Genomic DNA, 18,796 nt, shown 5'->3' on the forward strand with positions numbered 1-18,796 from the left:
CCCCGCTTGGGGCGGGGCGTTCTTGAAGTCGGAAATCAGCGCGTCAGGCGCTTGTGGCTCATCCGGTGCGGGTTTGCCGCATCGGCGCCGAGACGGCGGACCTTGTCCTTCTCGTACTCTTCGAAGTTGCCTTCGAACCACTCGACATGCGCGTCGCCTTCATAGGCGAGCATGTGGGTCGCCATGCGATCGAGGAACATACGATCGTGGGAGATGATGACGGCGCAGCCGGCATAGGCTTCGAGTGCGTCTTCGAGCGCGCCCAGCGTTTCAGTGTCGAGATCGTTGGTCGGTTCGTCGAGGAGCAGGACGTTGCCGCCATTCTTCAGCATCTTGGCGAGGTGGACACGGTTGCGCTGGCCACCCGACAAATTGCCGACGCGCTGCTGCTGGTCGCCGCCACGGAAGTTGAACGACGAGCAATAGGCACGGCTGTTCACTTCATGCTTGCCGAGCTTGATGACTTCGGCACCGCCGGAAATCTCTTCCCAGACGGTCTTGGTCGGGTCGAGCGCGTCGCGGCTCTGGTCGACATAACCGAGCTTGACGGTCTCGCCGACACGGATCGTGCCGCTATCGGGCGTTTCCTGGCCGGTGATCATCCTGAACAGCGTGGTCTTGCCCGCGCCGTTGGGGCCGATGACGCCGACGATGCCGCCGGGCGGCAGCTTGAAGTTCAGGTTCTCGATCAGCAGTTCGTCGCCGTAGCCCTTGTTCACGCTATCGACCTCGATCACCACGTTGCCGAGGCGTTCGCCGGCCGGAATGACGATCTGCGTGTCGGTCGGACGACGCTGATCCGCCTTCTCCACCAACTCTTCATAGGCCTTGATACGCGCCTTGGACTTGGTCTGGCGTGCCTTGGGCGAGGATGCGATCCACTCGCGCTCGCGCCAGATCGCCTTCTGGCGCGAATCGTCCTCGCGGCCTTCCTGGATCAGGCGCTTGGCCTTGGCATCGAGATACTTGGTGTAGTTGCCCTCGTAGGGGATGCCACGGCCGCGATCGAGTTCGAGGATCCAGCCGGTCACGTTGTCGAGGAAGTAGCGATCGTGGGTAATGATCAGCACCGAGCCGGGATAGTCGCGCAGGTGCTTTTCCAGCCACGCCGTGGTCTCGGCGTCCAGATGGTTGGTCGGTTCGTCGAGCAGCAGGAGGTCAGGCTGTTCGAGCAGGAGGCGGCAAAGCGCGATACGGCGGCGTTCGCCACCCGACAGCTGGGTCACTTCGGAGTCGGCGGGCGGGCACTGCAGCGCGTCCATCGCCATCTCGACCTGCTGTTCCAGGTCCCACAGGTTGAGACGATCCATCTCGTCCTGCAGCTTGGCGCCCTCGTCGGCGGTCTCGTCCGAGTAGTTCATCATCAGCTCGTTGTAGCGATTGATGATGGCGGTCTTCTTGGAAACGCCGTCCATGACGTTCTCGAACACGGTCTTGGCCGGATCGAGCTGCGGTTCCTGCGCCAGGTAGCCAACGGTCGCGCCGTCGGCCAGCCAGGCTTCGCCCGACCATTCCTTGTCTAGGCCGGCCATGATCTTGAGTACTGTCGACTTGCCGGCGCCGTTGGGGCCGAGGATGCCGATCTTGGCGTCCGGATAGAACGACAGGTTGAGATTATCCAGCACCTTCTTGGTGCCGTAGGACTTGGTCAGTCCCGACATGTGATAGATGAACTGGCGTGCCACGCGCGCGTATCCTGCTTCAGGTGAACGGAGATTTGCGCGCTATGTAGGCCATCCCACCCCAAACGGCAAATGCTTTCGGGCCTCGCCTTCAAGCCTTGGACGGATCCGGCCCACGGGTTCAAAACGGCCGGAAGCAGGCGACGCGCGCAACGATGCAAAACAGCTGTGCAGGCGCAAAGCAAAATTTAACCATATTTGTCCATCCTTTCTCCATCGTTCTGTCGAGTTGGGGACATTCCGGAAATCTCGCACTGCGGTCGCTCGCCGGCCGGAAGACGTTGCGCGACAACTGGTCTGCTACGCGTTTGAGTAAAATCGTTCGTCCACAGTCCTTGCGCCATCTGATGCGCCCACTGCTGATCGCCAGCTTCGGTACGGCTTTTGCCGGCCTGGCGGCTTGGTCGATGGCCGGCATGGTCGCGATGGGCAATGTCAGCGCTTTCGATCCGGCGCACTTCACGATCAAGCCTCATGTTCAGGCGGCCACCGTCAAGCAGCCGCGCCTGTCGGCCTATGTCAGTACCGACAAGGCATCGCGGCTCGTCGCCGCGGCCAAAACAGTCATCGCCATCAAGGACGCGAAGCCCGCCATCGTGGCGAGCTTGACCGGCGGCAGCGGCAAGTCGGCGCGCCACGCCGACGTCGCCGGGACACAGTTTGCCGCGGTGGCGCCCGCAACCGGCCATGCTGCGCGTTTCGACACCATCGCGAGGCAGGCCGATCTCAGCTCGAAGAAGCTCGCCAGCCTGTTCTCGGCCAGCTCCGTCGAACTGCAGCAGCTTGCCTCTGCCACAGCGGACGCCGACCAGCCGGTATTGCCCGCGTCGGTCGCAGAGCGCCCGACCATCCTCGCTTATGCCGATCCGTCGCCAGGCGGCGCTGCCGATATGGCGCTATCGACCTTGCTGACAGGCCCCTCCGAGGAAGAACTCGCGGCGGCGCAGGCCGAAGCTGAAGCAGCTGCCCTGCCCGATTATGTCGAAACCCCGTCCGCAGGCCCCCGTCCAGAACTTCGCCCGGAAGCAGCCGCCGCCAAGCCTGCCGACGCTGGCAAGGCGGATGCCGGCGAACCTGAGGCCGATGAGCCAAAGACAGCCGATAAGCCTGAAACGCGAAAGCCTGCGAAGCTTGCCTATGCGCGCCCGGAAATTCCTGAAGACAAGCCAGGCAGCACGCTCGGCCAGTCGCTGCGCAGCCTGTTCGGCGGCAAGACAAGGGCCGGCAACGGCGTCGCCGTCTACGACATCAGCGCCGCAAAGGTCTACATGCCCGACGGCAGCGTGCTCGAGGCACATTCGGGCATCGGCAACATGGCCGACAACCCGCGCTACGTCCACGTCAAGATGAACGGCCCGACCCCGCCCCACACCTACAATCTCAAGATGCGCGAAAGCCGCTTCCACGGCGTCGAGGCAATCCGCATGCTGCCGGTCGACGGCAAGAACAAATACGGCCGCGACGGCTTCCTGACCCACAGCTACCTGCTGCGCGGCGGACGCGAAGAGTCGCACGGTTGCGTCGCCTTCGCCGACTACAAGCGCTTCCTCACCGCCTTCAAGCAGGGCAAGGTCAAGCAGATGATCGTGGTGCCGAGCGGTGGACGCGAAAGCTTCCGCCTGGCTTCCAACGGCAAGAGCATCTGAGACAAAACGGCCTCAAATCCGCCAACGGTGGACATCGGCAAGCGGCTATTTCATAGCTGAGGCATGAAAACCGAAACCAATCTGCTTCGGATGTCGATCGCCGTGACGTTTGTTGTCGCGCTGTTCGGCATCGTCTTCGGTGTCCTCAGCGGCTCGTTTTCGATCGCTTTCGACGGCGCCTACTCGCTCGCCGATGCGACGATGACCATCCTGGCGCTGATCGTCGCCCGCCTGATCACCAGCAACGCCAATCACAATCGTCGTTTGCACAAGCGCTTCTCGTTTGGTTTCTGGCACCTTGAGCCCATCGTGCTCGGCCTCAACGGCATCGTCCTGATCAGTGTGTCCTGCTATGCGCTGATCAATGCCATCGCCAATCTGCTTGCTGGCGGACACCACCTCGAATTTGACTACGCCATCATCTATGCGGCGGTCACGCTTGCGGCCTGCCTGACCATGGCCTTCATTGGCAGCCGCGCCAACCGGACGATCCAATCCGACTTCGTGCGCCTCGACGTCACCGCCTGGATGATGTCGGGCGGTATTACCGCAGCGTTGCTGGTTGCCTTCATCGGCGGATGGCTGGTCGAAGGCACCGAGCTTGCCTGGACGGCACCCTATGTCGATCCCGCCGTGCTGGCGCTTGTCTGCCTGGTCATCATCCCGATGCCCATCGGCACAGTCCGCCAGGCTTTCTCCGACATTTTGCTGATCACGCCGGAAACGCTCAAGGCGCATGTCGACGAGGTTGCGCGGGCAACCGTGACAAAGCACGGCTTCGTTTCCTATCGTGCCTATGTCGCCAAGGTCGGTCGCCTGATGCAGGTCGAGCTTTATTTCATCGTGCCGCCCGGCTGGCCCGCCAAGACCATCGAGGAATGGGACGCCTTGCGCAACGAGATCGGCGACGCGCTTGGCGATGAAGGTCCCGACCGCTGGCTGACGATCGCCTTCACCGCCGACAAGGAATGGGCGGAGTAAACCTCCGCCCTTCCGCTACACCTTGATGCGCCAGCCGGTCCGGAAGATCCACCAGACCGCGGCAAGGCAGGCTGCCAGGAACACCAGCGTCATGCCGAGGCTGATGCCGACATTGACGTCCGATATGCCGAAGAAGCTCCAGCGGAAACCGCTGACCAGATAGACCACCGGGTTGAACAGCGACACCGTGCGCCAGAACGGCGGCAGCATGTCTATGGAGTAGAAGCTGCCGCCCAGGAAGGTCAGCGGGGTGACGATCAGCAGCGGCACCAGCTGCAGTTGCTCGAAGCTGCGCGCCCAGATGCCGATGATGAAGCCGAACAGGCTGAAGGTCACCGCCGTCAGCACCAGAAACAGCAACATCCAGACCGGATGCTGGACCTGCAGAGGCACGAACAGGGCCGCAGTGGCCAGGATGATCAGCCCGAGGATGATCGACTTGGACGCCGCCGCCCCGACATAGGCGATGACGATCTCCAGATAGGACACCGGTGCCGACAGGAGCTCGTAGATGGTGCCTACGAATTTCGGGAAATAGATGCCGAACGACGCGTTGGAGATGCTCTGGGTCAACAGCGACAGCATGACCAGGCCCGGCACGATGAAAGCGCCGTAGCTGATGCCGTTGATCTCGCTGATGCGCGAACCGATGGCAGCGCCGAAGACGACGAAATACAGAGAGGTCGAGATGACGGGCGAAACGATGCTTTGCAGCAGCGTGCGCCAGGTGCGCGCCATTTCAAACAGGTAGATTGCGCGGATCGCGTAAAAATTCATCGCCGTTCACTCACCAGATTGACGAAAATCTCTTCGAGCGAGCTCTGCTTGGTCTGCAGGTCGCGGAAGCGGATTCCGGCGTCGTTGAGGTCCTTGAGCAGGGCTGTGATGCCCGTCCGCTCGCCTTGGGTGTCGTAGGTATAGACGAGCTCGTTGCCATCGTCGGACAGTTCGAGCCCATGGCTCGAAAGTGCCGGGGGCACATGTTCGAGCGGGTGCTGCAGCTGCAGTGTCAGCTGCTTGCGGCCAAGCTTGCGCATCAGCTCCGCCTTGTCCTCGACAAGGATGATCTCGCCATGGCTGATGACGCCGACGCGGTCGGCCATCTGCTCGGCTTCCTCGATATAGTGTGTGGTCAAGATGATGGTGACGCCGGTTTCGCGCAGCAGCCGCACGACCTCCCACATGTCACGCCTCAGCTCGACATCGACGCCCGCCGTCGGTTCGTCGAGAAACAGGATTTGCGGCTCGTGCGACAGCGCCTTGGCAATCATCACGCGGCGCTTCATGCCGCCCGACAGCGTGATGATCTTGTTGTCCTTCTTGTCCCACAGCGACAGGTCCTTGAGGATCTTTTCGATGTGGGCGGGGTTCGCCGGCTTGCCGAACAGGCCGCGGCTGAAGCTCACCGTCGCCCAAACCGTCTCGAAGGCATCGGTCGTCAGCTCCTGCGGCACCAGTCCGATGAGCGAGCGCGCCGCGCGGTAGTCGCGAACGATGTCGTGTCCGTCGGCCAGTACAGTGCCCTGAGACGGATTGACGATGCCGCAGATGACGCTGATCAGCGTCGTCTTGCCGGCCCCGTTGGGGCCCAGCAGCGCGAAGATTTCGCCGCGTCGAATGTCCAGATTGATGTTCTTCAGCGCCGAGAAACCCGACGCATAGGTCTTGGAAAGATTGGAAACGGAAATAATCGGCTGCATGACGAGCATCACTTCAGCTGGGAATGAGAAGGAAAGACGCAAAAAATGCCGGCGGGGCCGGCCGGTTCTGGGGTTAGCGGAATATATGGGCTGGCTTCCACCGAACAAGGGTCGTCGTGACACCTCCTGACATTGTCGCTGTGCAACGCCGTCCGCCGGCCTTGACGCGCGCGCCGCACTTCCCCAACAGTCCGGTCAGGGGGAGACTACAAATGCCATTCGATACCAGTTCCACGCTTGCCTCTCCGACCGGGGCAAAGCTCAATCTCTACGTCAGGCGCGCCGAGGCCCCTGCCCGCGCCGTGGTCCAGGTCAATCACGGCCTCGCCGAGCATGCGGCGCGCTACGCCGGTTTCGCCGATTTCCTTGCCGCACGGGGCTACCATGTCTACGCGCATGATCATCGCGGCCATGGTGCGACCACTGCCCCTGACGCGCCCAGGGGCCGTTTCGCCCAAAAGAACGGCATGGAACTTGTGGTCGCTGACGTCGGGGCGGTGCATGACCGCATCGCCGAACAGCATCCCGGCCTGCCGGTCGTCATTTTCGGCCATTCGATGGGCGGGCTGATCGCACTCAACTTCGTCCTGCGCCACTCCGACCGCGTTGCCGCCGCCACGATCTGGAATGCCAATTTCTCCGCCGGCATCCTCGGCCGCCTGGCCCAGGCGATCCTCGCCTTCGAGCGTTTCCGGCTGGGCTCGGACGTGCCCTCCCGCATGCTGCCCAAGCTGACCTTCGGCGACTGGGCGAAGAAGATTCCCAACCGCCGCACCGAGTTCGACTGGCTGTCGCGCGACGAGGCCGAAGTCGACGCCTATGTCGCCGACCCGCTCTGCGGCTGGGATGCATCGGTGTCGATGTGGATCGACGTCTTCGACCTCGTCTTCGCCGGTGCCGACGACCGCAACTTTGCAAGCGTGCGAAGGGACCTGCCGTTCAATCTCGTCGGCGGTCAGCGTGACCCGGCAACCGACGGCGGCAAGGCGGTCGAAGCGCTGGCAGCGCGCATGCGGCGGATGGGTTTTTCGAATCTCGTTTCAAAGGTTTATCCCGAGACCCGCCACGAAAGCCTGAACGAGATCAACCGCGAACCAATCATGGCCGATTTCGCCGGCTGGCTCGACCGCACGTTCTCCCGGTGAACGGCAGGACTGGCCCAGTGCAACGCTGTGGCGGCCAATCGGGACTCCTGCTAGAGCCAATTGTGTACAATCTTCTGAAATGACTTCTGGTGCCTCATGAGCAATCCGCCTCTTCACGGAATCCGCGTCATCGAACTCGCCCGCATCCTCGCCGGCCCCTGGGCCGGGCAATTGCTGGCCGATCTCGGCGCCGACGTCATCAAGGTCGAAAACCCTGATGGCGGCGACGACACGCGCAAATGGGGCCCGCCCTTCGTCACCGGCCATGACGGCGAAAACCTCTCGGCCGCCTACTACCACTCGTGCAACCGCGGCAAACGCTCGATCGCGCTCGACTTCTCGACGCCGGAGGGTGCCGAGATCGTGCGCAAGCTCGTCGCCGACGCCGACGTGCTGATCGAGAATTTCAAGCTCGGCGGCCTCAAGAAATACGGCCTCGACTATGACAGCCTGAAGAAGATCAATCCCAGGCTCGTCTACTGCTCGATCACCGGCTTCGGCCAGGATGGCCCCTACGCGCCGCGCGCCGGCTACGACTTCATCGTCCAGGGCATGTCGGGCCTAATGTCGATCACCGGTCCAGCCGGCGGCGAGCCGCAGAAGGTCGGCGTCGCCGTCACCGACATCTTCACCGGGCTTTATTCCGTCATCGCCATCCAGGCGGCACTACGCCACGCCGAGGCCACCGGCCAGGGCCAGCATGTCGACATGGCCTTGTTCGACGCCCAGATGTCGGTGCTCGCCAACCAGAACCTGAATTACCTGGTCTCGGGCAATTCGCCGGTGCAGATGGGCAATGCCCACCCCAACATCTCGCCTTACGAAGTGCTGCCGGTAAGTGACGGGCACTTTATCCTGGCCGTCGGCAATGACGGCCAGTTCCAGAAGTTCTGCGCCATCGTCGGCCTCGAAGCCATCGCGACCGACCCGCTCTTCGCCACCAATTCGGCGCGCGTCGCCAATCGTGTCGCCTTGCGCGAGAAGATCGTCGCGGCGCTCGCCGGCTTCGGACGCGAGGAGCTGCTTGCCAGGCTCGAAGCGTCAGGCGTGCCGGCGAGCCCGATCAACACCATCGGCCAGGCCTTCGCCGACCCGCAGGCGATCGCGCGCGGCATGCGCATGGACCTCGACGACGGCCACGGCAACAAGCTGCCGTCGGTGCGCGCGCCGATGGTCATGTCGGAGACCCCGCTCGCCTATGACCGCCCGTCGCCGCGCCTCGGGCAACACACCGCTGAGATCCTTGCCGAACTGGAGAAGACTGCGAAATGAAGACCGGCGGACAACTGATCGTCGACGCGCTCGAGGCCAATGGCGTCGACCGCATGTATTGCGTGCCGGGCGAATCCTATCTCGCCGTGCTCGACGCGCTGCATGATTCAAAGATCCGCAGCATCGTCTGCCGCCAGGAGGGAGGTGCTGCGATGATGGCCGATTGCCATGGCCGCCTCACTGGCAAGCCAGGCATCTGCTTCGTCACCCGTGGCCCCGGCGCCACCAACGCATCCGCAGGCGTCCACATCGCCATGCAGGATTCGATCCCGATGATCCTGTTTATCGGCCAGGTGGCGAGCCACGCCAAGGAGCGCGAGGCCTTCCAGGAGGTCAATTACCGCCGCTTCTTCGGCGATATCGCCAAGTGGGTGGTCGAAATCGACGACGCCGCGCGCATTCCCGAATTGGTCACCCGCGCCTTCTCCGTGGCAACGTCCGGCCGTCCCGGCCCAGTGGTCATCTCGCTGCCGGAAGACATGCTGACCAGCGAAGTCGAAGCGCCGGTGGCCCTTCCTGCCGTGGCTGTCGAAACACGGCCGGGCGAAGAGGAACTCTCCAAACTCGAGGAACTGCTCAACGGCGCCAAAAACCCCTTCGTCATCCTCGGCGGCACCCGCTGGAATGCCGAGGCCGTCGAGCGGATCAAGAAGATTTCGGAAACCTGGGCGCTGCCCGTTGGCGTTTCCTTCCGCCGCCAGATGCTGTTCGACCATCTGCACGAAAACTACGCCGGCGACGTCGGCATCGGCGTCAACCCCAAGATCGCCAAGGCGATCAAGGACGCCGATCTGGTGCTTTTGATCGGTGGTCGCTTCGGCGAAATGCCGTCCTCCGACTACACGCTGATCAAGAGCCCCTACCCGGATCAGAAGCTCGTTCACGTCCATGCCGATGCCAATGAGCTCGGCCGCGTCTATCGCCCGACCATCGCCATCAACGCCTCGCCGGCTGCTTTCGTCGAGGCCTTCGCAAAACGCAAGCCTGCCGCCAGGCCGGCCTGGGCCGAGGCCACCAAGGCGCTGCACGCCGCCTATCTCGAATGGTCGACGCCACCGCTCACCGGCCCAGGCGCCGTGCAGATGGGCCCGATCATGAACTGGCTGGAAAAGGTCCTTCCCGAGGACGCCATCCTGACCAACGGTGCCGGCAACTATGCCACCTGGGTGCATCGCTTCCACCGCTTCCGCCGCTTCGCCACCCAGGGCGCGCCGACATCGGGCTCCATGGGCTATGGCACGCCGGCTGCGGTCGCCGCCAAGGGCCTGTTCCCCGATCGCGAGGTCGTCGCCTTTGCCGGCGACGGCTGCTTCATGATGAACGGCCAGGAATTCGCCACCGCCGTGCAATACAACATTCCGATCATCGTGATCGTCGTCAACAACGGCATCTACGGCACCATCCGCATGCACCAGGAGCGTGAGTATCCCGGCCGCGTCGAGGCAACCGACCTCAGGAACCCGGATTTCGCCGCCCTTGCCCGCGCCTATGGCGGCCATGGCGAGACGGTGCGCGAAACCGACGAGTTCGCGCCTGCCTTCGAACGCGCGCGCGCCAGCGGCAAGCCGGCGATCATCGAGATCAAGCTAGATGCCGAGGCGATCACGCCGACGCGCACGCTGAGCGACATCAGGGACAAGCGCTGACGATTGCCCTGGGGACAAACGCGGACCTTGCCCTCAGCGGACAAGTGGGACTTGCCTTGGGGAAAGTGTAACCATCGTGGCAAATGCGTGGCTTTGTGCTATTGAGGCCGCGCATTTCGCCATCCTGACGTAACTTTCCCCAGGCAAACTGATGATTTCAATCGTCATTCCGTGCAAGAACGAAGCCGAGAACCTGCCCATTCTGGTCGGCGAGGTTCATGCCGCGATGGCCGGCCGTGACTACGAGGTGATCGTCGTCGACGACGGCTCGACCGACCGCACGCCTGAGGTTCTCGCCGAGCTTGCCCGCGCCGCAGGTCGCCTGCGTCACGTCAGGCACGACCGCTCGGCCGGTCAAAGTGCCGCCGTGCGCTCTGGCGTCTTCGCCGCGAAAGGCGAAATCGTCGTCACCATGGACGGCGATGGCCAGAACGATCCGGCCTACCTGCCCAAGCTCGCCGACGCACTCGTCGCCGCCGGCCCCTCCGTCGGCATCGCCGCCGGCCAGCGCCTCAAGCGTACCGACACCAAGCTCAAGCAGCTGTCCTCGCGCTTCGCCAACGGCCTGCGCGAAATGATTCTGCGCGACGGCACCCGCGACTCGGGCTGCGGCCTCAAGGCGCTGCACACCGACCTGTTCCGCCAGCTGCCGTTCTTCGACGGCTGGCATCGCTACCTGCCGGCACTCGCCCTGCGCGAAGGCCGTGGCGTGGTCCATGTCGACGTCGTCGACCGCTCGCGCATCCACGGCAAATCCAATTATGGCATCCTCGATCGCGGCCTGCGCGGCATCCTCGATCTCTTCGGCGTGTGGTGGTTGCGCCGCCGCCGCAAGGTCGTGCCATCAGTCACGGAGCTTGGCCAATGAACCTGATCTCGGAACTCGGCACCTGGCTGCACGATGTCTTCATCGCCCAGTTCGACGGCTGGATCCTGCTCGGCTTCGTTGCCCAGGGCTTCTTCACCATGCGCTTCGTGGTGCAGTGGCTCGCCTCCGAGCGCGCCAAGCGCTCGGTCGTGCCGATCGCCTTCTGGTTCTTCTCGCTCGGCGGCGGCGCGCTGCTGCTGATCTACGCGATCAAGCGCCAGGACCCGGTCTTCATCGCCGGCCAGGGGCTCGGCCTGTTTATCTACATCCGCAATCTCTGGCTGATCGCCAATGAGCGGCGCCTGGCCATGTCCAAGACGGACTGACCACGGCATGTCGACGACCGGAATCAAAACCTCCGCAACGCCCCGCAAGACGTTGTCGCCGCTGACTTATCTTCTCCTGGCATTGCTTGCCCTCTTCGCCTTCGTGCCGGGCACCTCGACCTTGCCGCCGACCGACCGCGACGAGTCGCGCTTCGTCCAGGCGACCAAGCAGATGGTTGAGAGCGCAGACTATGTCGACATCCGCTTCCAGGACGTGCCGCGCTACAAGAAGCCTGCCGGCATCTACTGGCTGCAGTCGACGGCAGTGCTGCTGAGCGGCCAGGGCAGCGATGCCCCGATCTGGGTCTACCGGCTGATTTCGGTGCTCGCCGGCACCTTCTCCGTGCTGGCGCTTGCCTTCATCGGCGACCGCATGTTCGGCCGAACCGCTGGCGTCATCGCCGGCCTCGGCATGATGGGCATCCTGATGCTCGGCGTCGAAGCCCGCATCGCCAAGACCGACGCGACGCTGCTTGCCACCGCCCTGCTCGCCCAAGGCGCACTCGCCACGATCTATCTCGGCCACAAGGCCGGCAAGCCGCAGGGACGCGCGCATTGGTGGTTCTGGATAGCCCAGGGCCTGTCGATCCTGATCAAGGGCCCGGTCATCCCGTTCATGAGCGTGCTGACGATTGCGGCCATCGCCATCTTCGACCGCGACCGCTCCTGGCTGCGCAAGCTGAAGCCGCTCCCCGGCATCCTGCTGACATTGCTGGTCGCAGCCCCTTGGCTGATCCTGATCACGCTCAAGACCGGCAGCGCTTTCTGGCAGGAATCGGTCGGCAAGGACCTGTTGAGCAAGGTAGGCTCCGGCCAGGAGTCGCACGGCTTCCCGCCCGGCTACTACTTCCTGACCTACTCGCTGTTCATGTGGCCCTTCGCGCTGGTCGCGCTCGAAGGCGGGCTCAAGGCGCTCAATCGCTTCCGCCAGGACCCGCGCCTGCTGTTCTGCCTCGCCTGGTACCTGCCCTACTGGGTGGCGATCGAGCTAATTCCGACCAAGCTGCCACACTACGCCTTACCGGCCTATCCGGCGATGATCCTGCTGATGGCATGGGTGCTGACCTCCAAGTCGGCGGCCAGCATCGAGCTGTCGCGCTGGCAGTTCTGGCTGCGCCGCGCCTGCGCATTCGGCATGTTCGGCATCAGCATCGGCCTTGCGGCAATCGCCTTTGGCATCACGCCCTACTTCCTCGGCTATGTCTCCTGGTGGGGGCTGCTCGCCGCCGTGCTGGTCCTGATCGCCGCGCGCTACGGCATCGGCGCGCCCGACGGCATGGACCCGGTCAAGCGTGTCGCCTTCGCCTCGGCGGCGGCTGCGGCGGTTTTCGGCGTGCTGACGTGGAAAATCCTGCCGCCGCTCAAGCCGCTATGGCTCAGCCCGCAGATCGCGGAGCGTTTCGAGAAGCTGAAACCATGCCCGGCTTCGGTGCTGGCTTCCGCGGGCTATGGCGAACCGAGCCTTGTCTTCCTCACCGGCACCAACACCCAGCTGACCGACGGCAAGGGAGCAGCGGCAGCGCTGATCGCCGATCCCGCCTGCGCCATCGCTGTCGTCGCCGAAGCCGAGAGCAAGGCCTTCCTTGCCGCCATCCCAGGCGGCGTGGACGCACCCAGGCAGCGCGGCATCATCGAAGGCATGAACTACTCCAAGGGCGAACCGCGCACGCTGACCTTCTACACCTTGGCGAAGTAGGCTTCCGCTTGCCCGTTGGGCGCGCCCTGTCGTGCGTCCTTCGAGGCTCGCTGCGCTCGCACCTCAGGATGAGGACCGTTGCTGCTGCAGCACTTCTCAGAGGAGCATAGCGCCAACTTCCCTCATCCTGAGGTGCTCGCCTGAAAGGCGAGCCTCGAAGGACGCACTTCAACCTCAAAGAAAAAGGGGCGGTTTCCCGCCCCTTTTGCCGATTTCAGATCATCAATACCTTACTTGATCGCCTTGTCGGTGATCGCCGAAGTCCAGGCGCCCGAAGGCTCCTTGGTGATGATCTTCTGCGCCAGCAGCGCTTCAGCCGTGCGCTTGTAGGCCGCTTCGACCAGCTTGCCATCGGCATTGTCGATCAGCTTGGCCACTTCGCCCATCATCCGCTTCTGGTGGTTTTCGTCCTGGCCGCCATTGTCGACGACGATGCCGGCGGCCTCGTCAGGATTGTCGACGGCATATTTCCAGCCCTTCATCGAGGCGCGCACGAAGCGAACCATCTTGTCTTCGAAGGCCGGGTCCTTGAGCTTGTCTTCCATGGCATAGAGACCATCCTCGAGCAGGTCGTTGCCCATGGCGGTGTAGTTGAAGACGGTCAGCTCTTCCGGCTTGAAGCCGGCGTCGATCAGCTGCCAGTACTCGTTGTAGGTCATGACCGAGATGCAGTCGGCCTGCTTCTGGATCAGCGGCTGCACGTCGAAGCTCTGCTTCAGCACCGTCACGCCATCGGCGCCGCCTTCGGTCGACAGGCCAAGCTTGTTCATCCAGGCGAAGAACGGATACTCGTTGCCGAAGAACCAGACGCCCAGCGTCTTGCCCTTGAAATCGGCTTCGGTCTTGACCGGGCCGTCCTTCGGGCAGACCAGCTCCATGCCGGCCTTCTTGTAGGGCTGGGCGATGTTGACCAGGCCGACGCCCTTTTCGCGGGCCGCAAGCGCGCCGCCCATCCAGTCGACGATGACGTCGGCGCCGCCGCCGGCGATCACCTGCTCTGGCGCGATGTCGGGACCGCCCGGCTTGATGTCGACGTCGAGGTTTTCCTCGCTATAGAAACCCTTCTCCTTGGCGACGTAGTAGCCGGCAAACTGCGACTGCGTCACCCATTTGAGCTGCAGCGTCACCTTGTCGGCGGCAAGTGCCGCCTGCGCGGCGGCCAGCGACATCGCTCCCGCCATCAACGATACCATCAGTCTTTTCATCTTCTTTTTTCCCTCTGAAGTTGGACCGCGGCCCCGCCCAAGGAGCTCAGGTCACGCCCGCCCACCACGGACAGACGGATGCCAGAAAGTGGTGGCCCTCTCGATCAGGGCGACCACGCCATAGAAGACGGAACCGGCCAGAGCCGCAACTGCGATCTCCGCCCAGACCATGTCGACATTCATGCGCCCGATCTCGGTCGAGATGCGGAAGCCCATGCCGACGATCGGCGTGCCGAAGAATTCGGCGACGATGGCGCCGATCAGCGCCAGCGTGGAGTTGATCTTCAACGCGTTGAAGATGAAGGGCGCGGTCGCCGGCAGGCGCAGCTTGAACAGCGTCTGCCAGTAGTTGGAGGCGTAGGTGCGCATCAGGTCGCGCTCCATGTGGCCCGATGCGGTGAGGCCGGCGACAGTGTTCACCAGCATCGGGAAGAAGGTCATGATGATGACCACGGCGGCCTTGGACTGCCACTCGAAGCCGAACCAGATCACCATGATCGGGGCGACGCCGATGATCGGCAGCGCCGAAACCATGTTGCCGATCGGCAAAAGCCCCCGGCGCAGGAACGGCACGCGGTCCGCCAGGATCGCCACGATGAACCCCGAGGCGCAACCGACGATGTAGCCGAACAGCACCGCCTTAAAGATCGTCTGGCGCACGTCGGCCAAAAGGATGGGCAGCGAATTGCCGATGCGCGCGGCAATGGCGCTTGGCGGCGGCAACAGGATGAACGGAACCCCCGCACCCCGCGTTACCGCTTCCCATATGATCAGGATCCACGCGCCGAAGATCGCCGGGATCAGCAGGCGCAGGAATGTCCTGACCTGCTTGGACACCGGCCTGATGGCCGACAGCACGGCGACGCAGCGCCAGGCCAGCAGCCAGGCGGCGGCAAGCAGCAGGAAGTACGGCATCCGCGCCGTGCCTTCATTGCCTGATATGCCTGATATCAGCAACCAGGCCGCCCCATGCGCTCCGACGAAGAGCACGGCGGCGCTGGCAAGGCCGGAAAACATGGCGAAGGAGGCCACGCCACTCAAAGCGATCAGCCCGATGACAAGTGTCGTCGTGCCGTTCGACATCGGCGCTGTAGCTTCGCTCGCCAGCATCGGCATGGTGGCCATGGCGATGGTGCACAGCACCAAAGCCAGCAAGACTTGCCAGGACGGCTTGGAATTCATCATGCCGGCCGCCCTCCCATCGAACGTTCGACAACTCTGCCGACGAAGCCGACGAGCACGACCAGCAGTGCCGCCACCACTGAGCCGGCGACGAGTGCCGCCCACATTTCGATGGTCTGGCTGTAGTAGGAGCCGGCGAGCAGCTTGGCGCCGATGCCGGCAACAGCACCTGTCGGCAACTCGCCGACGATGGCGCCGACAAGGCTCGCCGCCACCGCGACCTTCATCGAGGCGAACAGGAATGGCACCGAGGCCGGCACGCGCAGCTTCCAGAAGGTCTGTGATGCGCTGGCATTGTAAGTGTGCATCAGGTCGAGATGCATGAGGTCCGGCGAACGCAGCCCCTTCACCATGCCGACGGCGACGGGGAAGAATGACAGATAGGTCGAGATCAGCGCCTTGGGGATCAGCCCGGTGATGCCGATCGCCGCCAGCACCACGATGATCATCGGTGCCACAGCAAGGATCGGGATCGTCTGCGAGGCGATGATCCACGGCATCAGCGAGCGGTCGAGCGCAATGACATGGACGATGCCGACGGCGATCAGGATGCCGAGGGCGGTACCGAAGGTGAAGCCGAGCAGTGTCGACGACAGCGTCACCCACGAATGGTAGACGAGGCTGCGCGCGCTGGTCACCTTCCGCAAGAAGGTGTTTTCAAAGAAATTCTGCGCCACCTGGTGTGGTGCGGGCATCGTCGGCTTCGGCTGCGACAACGTCTTGCCGATGAATTCCACGGTGCCTGGTGTCAGGCCTGCGCGCCGGTCGAGATCGCGCTGGAACGGCGCGTTCATGTAGACGGCGAACGCATACCATGCCGCGACGATGACCAGCAGGATGGCGATGACGGGAAAAACCCGGTCTCTGAGGCGATCCATCGCGGCTCAATCCTCGTAGGAATGGCCGGCGCGCAGCCCGTCACGGACACGCGCTGCGATCGCCAGGAATTCCGGGCTCTCGCGGATGTCGAGCGGCCGCTCCGTGGGCAGCGTCGACTCGATGACGTCGGTGACCCGGCCCGGGCGCGGCGACATGACGACGATGCGTGTCGACAGGTAGACGGCCTCGGGGATCGAGTGGGTGACGAAGCAGATCGTCTTGTTGGTCTGCCGCCACAGCCTGAGCAACTGCTCGTTGAGATGGTCGCGCACGATCTCGTCGAGCGCGCCGAACGGCTCGTCCATCAGCAGAAGATCGGCGTCGAAGGCGAGCGCGCGCGCGATCGAGGCGCGCTGCTGCATGCCGCCTGAGAGCTGCCAGGGATACTTCTTCTCGAAGCCGGTGAGATTGACCAGATCCATCGTGCGCTTGATGCGCTCCTGCTGCTCGGCCTTGGACAGGCCGATGATCTCGAGCGGCAGCCCGACATTGCTCTCGATGGTCCGCCACGGAAACAGCGCCGCTGCCTGGAAGACATAGCCATAGGCGCGGGCCTGGCGCGCCTGTTCGGGCGTCATGCCATTGATCGAAATCGTGCCTTCGGTCGGCTGCTCGAGATCGGCGATCACCCGCAGGAACGTCGTCTTGCCGCAGCCTGAAGGCCCAATGAAGGAGACGAACTCGCCCTTGTTGATGGTCAGATTGACGTCCGACAACGCCCGCACCGGGCCGTCATTGGTCTGGAAGGTCAGCCCCAGCTTTCTGGCTTCGACGACGGCGCTACCGACGCTTGTCGCCGTGGCTTGATTGACTGTCATGAGCATTGCCCGACTTTACCCCACATCATGCCATCCTCTCCGAAGTTGAGGGAGGCGTCCACTTGATCGGGATGTTTTTCCTGGCCTGTGAAACCGGGCTGGTTCCTGCGCCATCCTTGCGACCGCCAGACGCGGTCGCCATCCCTGTTCGGTACGTTTGGAAATCGCCTGCACGTGTTGCAGGTCGTTACGGCCGCAGCGAGAGCCGACAGCGGCCGCAAGCATGTCCCGGCGGCCCGCGATCGCCGGCCGCCGCAAGTCGCCTAGACCCCGGTCGCCGGAATGCCTGTCCGTTCGACCTTGCGCGGCGCGGTGATCTCTTTCCACTGCGACAGCGCCCGGTTGACCGCGGCGTGCGGCTCGCGGGCAACGAACTCGCCATGACCGGGATGAGCCCTGACCTCGTGCTCCTGGATCGCCAGCTCGCCACGGGTGAAGACGAAGCGCGGCAGGCCGGTCACCTCGATGCCCTCGAAGACGTTGTAGTCGATGACCGACTGCTGGCTCTTCGCCGCGATGGTCTTCTTGCGCTTCGGGTCCCAGACGATGATGTCGGCATCGGCACCTTCAACGATCGCGCCCTTCTTCGGATACATGTTGAGGATCTTGGCGATGTTGGTCGAGGTCACCGCCACGAACTCGTTCATCGTGAGGCGCCCGGTGTTGACGCCCTTGGTCCACAGCACCGGCATGCGGTCCTCGAGACCGCCCGTGCCGTTGGGGATCTTGGTGAAGTTGCCGACACCGGTACGCTTCTGATCAGTGGTGAACGAGCAATGGTCGGTCGCCACCACCTGCAGCGAGCCCGCCTGCAGGCCGGCCCACAAGGAATCCTGGTGCAGCTTGTTGCGGAAGGGCGGGCTCATCACCCGGCGCGCCGCGTGGTCCCAGTCCTTGTTGAAATATTCGGTCTCGTCGAGCACCAGATGCTGGATCAGCGGCTCGCCATAGACGCGCATGCCTTTCTGCCTAGCCCGGCGGATCGCCTCATGCGCCTGTTCGCAGGAGGTGTGCACGACGTAAAGCGGCGAACCCACCATGTCGGCGATCATGATGGCGCGGTTGGTCGCCTCGCCCTCGACTTCCGGCGGGCGCGAATAGGCGTGCGCCTCGGGGCCATTGTTGCCCTCGGCCAGCAGCTTGGCCGACAGCTGGGCGACGACGTCGCCGTTTTCGGCATGCACCAGCGGCAGCGCGCCAAGCTCGGCGCAGCGCTTGAACGACGAGTACATCTCGTCGTCGTCGACCATCAGCGCGCCCTTGTAGGCCATGAAATGCTTGAACGAGGTGATGCCCTTGTCGACGACCTGGGCCATCTCGTTGAACACCTGCTCGCCCCACCAGGTGATCGCCATGTGGAACGAGTAGTCGGAACAGGCCTTCGAGGTCTTGTTGTCCCACATCTGCAGCGCTTCGAGCAGCGACTGGCCGGGCGACGGCAGGCAGAAATCGACAACCATCGTCGTTCCGCCGGAAAGTGCGGCGCGCGTGCCGCTCTCGAAGTCGTCGGCCGAATAGGTGCCCATGAACGGCATTTCGAGATGGGTGTGCGGATCGATGCCGCCGGGCATGATGTAGCAGCCGGTGGCGTCGAACTCGTGGTCGGCATGCAGGTTGTCGCCGATGGCGACGATCTTGCCATGCTGGATCAGCACGTCGGCCTTCCACGTCCGGTCGGCCGTGACGACGGTGCCGTTTCGGATGACTTTGGTCATTCTTCAGTTCCCCAATTGCTGCCGCGCTTCTTTGC

At 63.6% G+C, this 18,796-nt stretch carries 16 protein-coding genes; 8 read left to right on the forward strand and 8 right to left on the reverse strand.

Going from position 1 to position 18,796, the window contains the following annotated elements; genetic code table 11:
* Window positions 1–35 precede the first annotated feature (35 nt).
* On the reverse strand, window positions 36–1,685 hold the full coding sequence (gene ettA, locus J1C56_RS11780) for an energy-dependent translational throttle protein EttA (protein WP_214389264.1): 1,650 nt from the start codon (window positions 1,683–1,685) through the stop codon (window positions 36–38).
* Between the two features lie 344 nt (window positions 1,686–2,029).
* On the opposite strand from ettA, the gene J1C56_RS11785 reads away from it, so the two are divergent.
* Window positions 2,030–3,328 carry a DUF2778 domain-containing protein gene (locus J1C56_RS11785; RefSeq protein ID WP_214389266.1) on the forward strand — a complete coding sequence of 433 codons (1,299 nt, stop codon included), beginning with the start codon at window positions 2,030–2,032 and terminating at the stop codon, window positions 3,326–3,328.
* A gap of 63 nt (window positions 3,329–3,391) precedes the next feature.
* Complete coding sequence (locus J1C56_RS11790) at window positions 3,392–4,309, forward strand: cation diffusion facilitator family transporter (protein WP_214389267.1); 918 nt, start codon at window positions 3,392–3,394, stop codon at window positions 4,307–4,309.
* A gap of 15 nt (window positions 4,310–4,324) precedes the next feature.
* Here J1C56_RS11790 and J1C56_RS11795 read toward each other — a convergent pair whose 3' ends face one another.
* The gene (locus J1C56_RS11795) at window positions 4,325–5,086 is read right to left on the reverse strand and encodes an ABC transporter permease (protein ID WP_214389269.1); all 762 of its coding nucleotides are present in this window, start codon (window positions 5,084–5,086) and stop codon (window positions 4,325–4,327) included.
* On the reverse strand, window positions 5,083–6,009 hold the full coding sequence (locus J1C56_RS11800; RefSeq protein ID WP_214389271.1) for an ABC transporter ATP-binding protein: 927 nt from the start codon (window positions 6,007–6,009) through the stop codon (window positions 5,083–5,085). Before J1C56_RS11800 ends, J1C56_RS11795 begins: the two co-directional genes overlap by 4 nt.
* 212 nt (window positions 6,010–6,221) lie before the next feature.
* On the opposite strand from J1C56_RS11800, the gene J1C56_RS11805 reads away from it, so the two are divergent.
* From J1C56_RS11805 to J1C56_RS11830, 6 genes are all read left to right on the forward strand, one after another.
* Complete coding sequence (locus tag J1C56_RS11805) at window positions 6,222–7,154, forward strand: alpha/beta fold hydrolase (protein WP_214389273.1); 933 nt, start codon at window positions 6,222–6,224, stop codon at window positions 7,152–7,154.
* A 96-nt stretch (window positions 7,155–7,250) separates the two neighbouring features.
* The gene (locus J1C56_RS11810; RefSeq protein WP_214389275.1) at window positions 7,251–8,426 is read left to right on the forward strand and encodes a CaiB/BaiF CoA transferase family protein; all 1,176 of its coding nucleotides are present in this window, start codon (window positions 7,251–7,253) and stop codon (window positions 8,424–8,426) included.
* Window positions 8,423–10,072, forward strand: coding sequence for a thiamine pyrophosphate-binding protein (locus J1C56_RS11815; protein WP_214389277.1), 1,650 nt, complete (start codon window positions 8,423–8,425; stop codon window positions 10,070–10,072). The genes J1C56_RS11810 and J1C56_RS11815 overlap by 4 nt, the downstream gene beginning before the upstream one ends.
* 151 nt (window positions 10,073–10,223) lie before the next feature.
* Complete coding sequence (locus J1C56_RS11820) at window positions 10,224–10,940, forward strand: glycosyltransferase family 2 protein (RefSeq protein WP_214389279.1); 717 nt, start codon at window positions 10,224–10,226, stop codon at window positions 10,938–10,940.
* On the forward strand, window positions 10,937–11,266 hold the full coding sequence (locus J1C56_RS11825) for a lipid-A-disaccharide synthase N-terminal domain-containing protein (RefSeq protein ID WP_067960293.1): 330 nt from the start codon (window positions 10,937–10,939) through the stop codon (window positions 11,264–11,266). Before J1C56_RS11820 ends, J1C56_RS11825 begins: the two co-directional genes overlap by 4 nt.
* A gap of 7 nt (window positions 11,267–11,273) precedes the next feature.
* Window positions 11,274–12,962 carry an ArnT family glycosyltransferase gene (locus J1C56_RS11830; protein ID WP_214389281.1) on the forward strand — a complete coding sequence of 563 codons (1,689 nt, stop codon included), beginning with the start codon at window positions 11,274–11,276 and terminating at the stop codon, window positions 12,960–12,962.
* A 230-nt stretch (window positions 12,963–13,192) separates the two neighbouring features.
* On the opposite strand, the gene J1C56_RS11835 is transcribed toward J1C56_RS11830, so the two are convergent.
* The 5 genes from J1C56_RS11835 to hydA all read right to left on the reverse strand — a co-directional run bounded on the left by J1C56_RS11835 (window position 13,193) and on the right by hydA (window position 18,761).
* Window positions 13,193–14,167, reverse strand: coding sequence for an ABC transporter substrate-binding protein (locus J1C56_RS11835; protein WP_214389283.1), 975 nt, complete (start codon window positions 14,165–14,167; stop codon window positions 13,193–13,195).
* A gap of 51 nt (window positions 14,168–14,218) precedes the next feature.
* The gene (locus tag J1C56_RS11840) at window positions 14,219–15,352 is read right to left on the reverse strand and encodes an ABC transporter permease (RefSeq protein WP_214389285.1); all 1,134 of its coding nucleotides are present in this window, start codon (window positions 15,350–15,352) and stop codon (window positions 14,219–14,221) included.
* A complete protein-coding gene (locus tag J1C56_RS11845; RefSeq protein ID WP_214389287.1) occupies window positions 15,349–16,227 on the reverse strand; it encodes an ABC transporter permease in 879 nt (292 codons plus the stop codon). The genes J1C56_RS11840 and J1C56_RS11845 overlap by 4 nt, the downstream gene beginning before the upstream one ends.
* 6 nt (window positions 16,228–16,233) lie before the next feature.
* Window positions 16,234–17,052, reverse strand: coding sequence for an ABC transporter ATP-binding protein (locus J1C56_RS11850; protein WP_214389289.1), 819 nt, complete (start codon window positions 17,050–17,052; stop codon window positions 16,234–16,236).
* A gap of 257 nt (window positions 17,053–17,309) precedes the next feature.
* A complete protein-coding gene (hydA, locus tag J1C56_RS11855; RefSeq protein ID WP_214389291.1) occupies window positions 17,310–18,761 on the reverse strand; it encodes a dihydropyrimidinase in 1,452 nt (483 codons plus the stop codon).
* Between the last annotated feature and the right edge of the window lie 35 nt (window positions 18,762–18,796).

It is taken from the genome of Aminobacter anthyllidis, assembly GCF_018555685.1.
GTDB classification, from domain to species: domain Bacteria; phylum Pseudomonadota; class Alphaproteobacteria; order Rhizobiales; family Rhizobiaceae; genus Aminobacter; species Aminobacter anthyllidis.

What these genes read in the sequence shown, in the direction of transcription:
- J1C56_RS11850 (WP_214389289.1), bottom strand. Translation starts at nt 17,052, where the DNA reads ATGCTCATGACAGTCAATCAAGCCACGGCGACAAGCGTCGGTAGCGCC.
- J1C56_RS11810 (WP_214389275.1), top strand. Translation starts at nt 7,251, where the DNA reads ATGAGCAATCCGCCTCTTCACGGAATCCGCGTCATCGAACTCGCCCGC.
- J1C56_RS11845 (WP_214389287.1), bottom strand. Translation starts at nt 16,227, where the DNA reads ATGGATCGCCTCAGAGACCGGGTTTTTCCCGTCATCGCCATCCTGCTG.
- J1C56_RS11815 (WP_214389277.1), top strand. Translation starts at nt 8,423, where the DNA reads ATGAAGACCGGCGGACAACTGATCGTCGACGCGCTCGAGGCCAATGGC.
- J1C56_RS11790 (WP_214389267.1), top strand. Translation starts at nt 3,392, where the DNA reads ATGAAAACCGAAACCAATCTGCTTCGGATGTCGATCGCCGTGACGTTT.
- J1C56_RS11840 (WP_214389285.1), bottom strand. Translation starts at nt 15,352, where the DNA reads ATGATGAATTCCAAGCCGTCCTGGCAAGTCTTGCTGGCTTTGGTGCTG.
- J1C56_RS11785 (WP_214389266.1), top strand. Translation starts at nt 2,030, where the DNA reads ATGCGCCCACTGCTGATCGCCAGCTTCGGTACGGCTTTTGCCGGCCTG.
- J1C56_RS11805 (WP_214389273.1), top strand. Translation starts at nt 6,222, where the DNA reads ATGCCATTCGATACCAGTTCCACGCTTGCCTCTCCGACCGGGGCAAAG.
- J1C56_RS11835 (WP_214389283.1), bottom strand. Translation starts at nt 14,167, where the DNA reads ATGAAAAGACTGATGGTATCGTTGATGGCGGGAGCGATGTCGCTGGCC.
- hydA (WP_214389291.1), bottom strand. Translation starts at nt 18,761, where the DNA reads ATGACCAAAGTCATCCGAAACGGCACCGTCGTCACGGCCGACCGGACG.
- J1C56_RS11800 (WP_214389271.1), bottom strand. Translation starts at nt 6,009, where the DNA reads ATGCAGCCGATTATTTCCGTTTCCAATCTTTCCAAGACCTATGCGTCG.
- J1C56_RS11830 (WP_214389281.1), top strand. Translation starts at nt 11,274, where the DNA reads ATGTCGACGACCGGAATCAAAACCTCCGCAACGCCCCGCAAGACGTTG.
- J1C56_RS11820 (WP_214389279.1), top strand. Translation starts at nt 10,224, where the DNA reads ATGATTTCAATCGTCATTCCGTGCAAGAACGAAGCCGAGAACCTGCCC.
- J1C56_RS11795 (WP_214389269.1), bottom strand. Translation starts at nt 5,086, where the DNA reads ATGAATTTTTACGCGATCCGCGCAATCTACCTGTTTGAAATGGCGCGC.
- J1C56_RS11825 (WP_067960293.1), top strand. Translation starts at nt 10,937, where the DNA reads ATGAACCTGATCTCGGAACTCGGCACCTGGCTGCACGATGTCTTCATC.